Consider the following 1,282-nt stretch of genomic DNA (forward strand, 5'->3'; position numbering starts at 1 on the left):
ACCTGTAGAGGTGGGGGCTTCCCTAACCTCGGTAGGTTTGGTTCTCGTTCGATAGCACCAATGTGCTAAGCATAGGCGAGCTATCCCCGTGTGTCCCACGGTTTTATTATATTACGTTACGGTCATGCCGCTACCAGCCGCATTCCCTCATTTCTGATATTAACAGCCGCATTTACATCTCTGTCGTGATGGGTTCCACACTGCGGACAATCCCACTCTCTGACCGCAAGATTTTTTGTCTCTGCGTTCCTGTAACCACAAACGGAACAAATCTGACTGCTGGCGAAAAATTTGTCCACCTTCACAAGCTTTTTACCCTGTTCCTCAAGTTTGTATTTCAAGAACCCTGTGAACATTCCCCACCCGTTATCTGAAACAGATTTTCCAAAGTTCAGCATCTGTGACATTGCTTTCATATCTAGGGATTCTATACATACACAATCATAAGCATTTGCTAGCTGCCTTGACAGCTTATGCAGAAAATCCTTTCGTTGACTGGAAACCTTTTCGTGGAGTTTTGCCACCTTGATTCTCTGCTTGCTACGGTTGTTCGAACCTTTCTGCATTTTGGAAAGTCTGCGCTGCTCCCTCACTAATTTTTCCTCTACATTCCTGTAATACTTCGGATATGCAGGTTCATTCCCGTTGCTGTCACGATATAATTCATGCATGGAAAAATCTAACCCCAGAAAACTCTGCATCTCTTTTTCCTGTACTTGATTTTCATACTCAAAAAGAATACTTGCATAATATTTTCCGCCTGGTGTCTGGCTTACTGTTACAGATTTTAATTTGTATTCTTTCGGAACAGCTCTGTGTTGTTTTAACCGGACCTGGCCGGCTTTCGGCAATTTCAAATATCCATTCAATATGGCGATGTTTCCGTTGATACAGATCGTTGAATAGCTCTTTTTATTCTGTTTTTTAGATTTAAACTTTGGAAAACCTGTCTTCGGCTGTTTGAAAAAATTCTGAAATGCCGTATCAAGATGCCGAAGCGATTGTTGTAATGCGACACTGTCTACTTCCCTCAAAAATGCGTATGCTTCTGTTTTCTTCATTTCAGCCATTTCTTTTGCACAAACCGTGTAGGTTACCGTGGTTTTGTTCTCCTCATACTGCCTGATTTTTCTGGCAAGCCAATGGTTGTACACCATTCGGACACAGCCGAACGTTCTGGCAAACAAAACTTTCTGCACATCATCGGGGTATATTCTGAATTTATATGCTTTGTTTGCCATGTTGGTCACTTCCTTTTTCGATCCGTTTGTCCCTGACTTTC

At 42.4% G+C, this 1,282-nt stretch carries 1 protein-coding gene; it reads right to left on the reverse strand.

Annotated elements, in window-relative coordinates; all coding sequences use genetic code 11:
* Nucleotides 1–122 precede the first annotated feature (122 nt).
* Nucleotides 123–1,241: an IS200/IS605 family element RNA-guided endonuclease TnpB gene (gene tnpB, locus I2G42_RS16205; protein WP_195531274.1), complete on the reverse strand. Its 1,119-nt coding sequence runs from the start codon at nt 1,239–1,241 to the stop codon at nt 123–125.
* Nucleotides 1,242–1,282 lie beyond the last annotated feature (41 nt).

The organism is Fusicatenibacter saccharivorans, from assembly GCF_015557635.1.
GTDB lineage: Bacteria > Bacillota > Clostridia > Lachnospirales > Lachnospiraceae > Fusicatenibacter > Fusicatenibacter saccharivorans.

Bases quoted from the DNA above. Each gene is read 5' to 3' on its own strand.
- tnpB (WP_195531274.1), bottom strand. From the start codon at position 1,241: ATGGCAAACAAAGCATATAAATTCAGAATATACCCCGATGATGTGCAG.